The organism is Anoxybacillus sp. J5B_2022 (assembly GCF_026847645.1).
Lineage (GTDB): Bacteria > Bacillota > Bacilli > Bacillales > Anoxybacillaceae > Anoxybacteroides.
In genome coordinates, this window is record NZ_JAPSMC010000115.1 from 1 (window position 1) to 2926 (window position 2926).

Sequence of the window (2926 nt, forward strand, 5' to 3'; positions counted from 1 at the left end):
GGTTAAGTTAGAAAGGGCGCACGGTGGATGCCTTGGCACTAGGAGCCGATGAAGGACGGGACAAACACCGATATGCTTCGGGGAGCTGTAAGTAAGCGTTGATCCGGAGATTTCCGAATGGGGGAACCCACTGTCCGTAATGGGACAGTATCCATACGTGAATCCATAGCGTATGGAGGGCATACCCGGGGAACTGAAACATCTAAGTACCCGGAGGAGAAGAAAGCAACAGCGATTCCCTGAGTAGCGGCGAGCGAAACGGGACCAGCCCAAACCAAGAGGCGTGCCTCTTGGGGTTGTAGGACACTCAACATGGAGTGACAAAGGAACGGAGTAGATGAAGCGGTCTGGAAAGGCCCGCCAGAGGAGGTAACAGCCCTGTAGTCGAAACTTCGTTCCCTCCTGAGTGGATCCTGAGTACGGCGGGACACGTGAAATCCCGTCGGAAGCAGGGAGGACCATCTCCCAAGGCTAAATACTCCCTAGTGACCGATAGTGAACCAGTACCGTGAGGGAAAGGTGAAAAGCACCCCGGGAGGGGAGTGAAAGAGAACCTGAAACCGTGTGCCTACAAGTAGTCAGAGCGCGTTTACGCGTGATGGCGTGCCTTTTGTAGAATGAACCGGCGAGTTACGGTGGCGTGCGAGGTTAAGTCGAAAAGACGGAGCCGTAGCGAAAGCGAGTCTGAATAGGGCGTATAGTACGTCGCCGTAGACCCGAAACCAGGTGATCTACCCATGTCCAGGGTGAAGGTAGGGTAACACCTACTGGAGGCCCGAACCCACGCACGTTGAAAAGTGCGGGGATGAGGTGTGGGTAGGGGTGAAATGCCAATCGAACTTGGAGATAGCTGGTTCTCCCCGAAATAGCTTTAGGGCTAGCCTCAAGGTAAGAGTCTTGGAGGTAGAGCACTGATTGGGCTAGGGGCCCTCATCGGGTTACCGAACTCAGTCAAACTCCGAATGCCAATGACTTATGCTTGGGAGTCAGACTACGAGTGATAAGATCCGTGGTCAAAAGGGAAACAGCCCAGATCACCAGCTAAGGTCCCAAAGTATACGTTAAGTGGAAAAGGATGTGGAGTTGCCCAGACAACCAGGATGTTGGCTTAGAAGCAGCCACCATTTAAAGAGTGCGTAATAGCTCACTGGTCGAGTGACTCTGCGCCGAAAATGTACCGGGGCTAAACGTATCACCGAAGCTGTGGGATGACTTACGTCATCGGTAGGGGAGCGTTCTAAGGGCAGAGAAGCCGGACCGGAAGGACCGGTGGAGCGCTTAGAAGTGAGAATGCCGGTATGAGTAGCGAAAACAGAGGTGAGAATCCTCTGCACCGAAAGCCTAAGGTTTCCTGAGGAAGGCTCGTCCGCTCAGGGTTAGTCGGGACCTAAGCCGAGGCCGAAAGGCGTAGGCGATGGACAACAGGTAGAGATTCCTGTACCACCTCCTCCCCGTTTGAGCGATGGGGGGACGCAGGAGGATAGGGCAAGCGCGCGACTGGTTGAGCGCGTCCAAGCAGTTAGGCTGGCAAGTAGGCAAATCCGCTTGCCGTAAGGCGGAGCTGTGATGGCGAGGGAAAGATAGTACCGAAGTTCCTGATTCCACACTGCCAAGAAAAGCCTCTAGCGAGGGGAGAGGTGCCCGTACCGCAAACCGACACAGGTAGGCGAGGAGAGAATCCTAAGGTGCGCGGGAGAACTCTCGTTAAGGAACTCGGCAAAATGACCCCGTAACTTCGGGAGAAGGGGTGCTTTCTTGGGTGATGAGCCCGAGAGAGCCGCAGTGAAAAGGCCCAAGCGACTGTTTAACAAAAACACAGGTCTCTGCGAAGCCGAAAGGCGAAGTATAGGGGCTGACACCTGCCCGGTGCTGGAAGGTTAAGGGGAGCGCTTAAGCTGTAGCTGAAGGTGCGAACCGAAGCCCCAGTAAACGGCGGCCGTAACTATAACGGTCCTAAGGTAGCGAAATTCCTTGTCGGGTAAGTTCCGACCCGCACGAAAGGTGTAACGACTTGGGCACTGTCTCAACGAGAGACCCGGTGAAATTATAGTACCTGTGAAGATGCAGGTTACCCGCGACAGGACGGAAAGACCCCGTGGAGCTTTACTGCAGCCTGATATTGAATTTTGGTACGACATGTACAGGATAGGTGGGAGACGGAGAAGCCGGGACGCCAGTCTCGGTGGAGTCGCCCTTGGGATACCACCCTTGTCGTACTGAAGTTCTAACCCGCACCCCTGATCGGGGTGGGAGACAGTGTCAGGTAGGCAGTTTGACTGGGGCGGTCGCCTCCTAAAGAGTAACGGAGGCGCCCAAAGGTTCCCTCAGAATGGTTGGAAATCATTCGTAGAGTGTAAAGGCAGAAGGGAGCTTGACTGCGAGACCTACAAGTCGAGCAGGGACGAAAGTCGGGCTTAGTGATCCGGTGGTTCCGCATGGAAGGGCCATCGCTCAACGGATAAAAGCTACCCCGGGGATAACAGGCTTATCTCCCCCAAGAGTCCACATCGACGGGGAGGTTTGGCACCTCGATGTCGGCTCATCGCATCCTGGGGCTGTAGTCGGTCCCAAGGGTTGGGCTGTTCGCCCATTAAAGCGGTACGCGAGCTGGGTTCAGAACGTCGTGAGACAGTTCGGTCCCTATCCGTCGCGGGCGTAGGAAATTTGCGAGGAGCTGTCCTTAGTACGAGAGGACCGGGATGGACGCACCGCTGGTGTACCAGTTGTCCCGCCAGGGGCACCGCTGGGTAGCTATGTGCGGAAGGGATAAGCGCTGAAAGCATCTAAGCGTGAAGCCCCCCTCAAGATGAGATTTCCCATCGCGTAAGCGAGTAAGATCCCTCGAAGATGACGAGGTTGATAGGTCCGAGGTGGAAGCGTGGCGACACGTGCAGCTGACGGATACTAATCGATCGAGGACTTAACC

The 2926-nt window shown here is 55.3% G+C and carries 1 rRNA gene; it reads left to right on the top strand.

The window, feature by feature from the left end:
* A 23S ribosomal RNA gene (locus M4I42_RS16510) occupies window positions 1–2926 on the top strand; the annotation flags it as partial.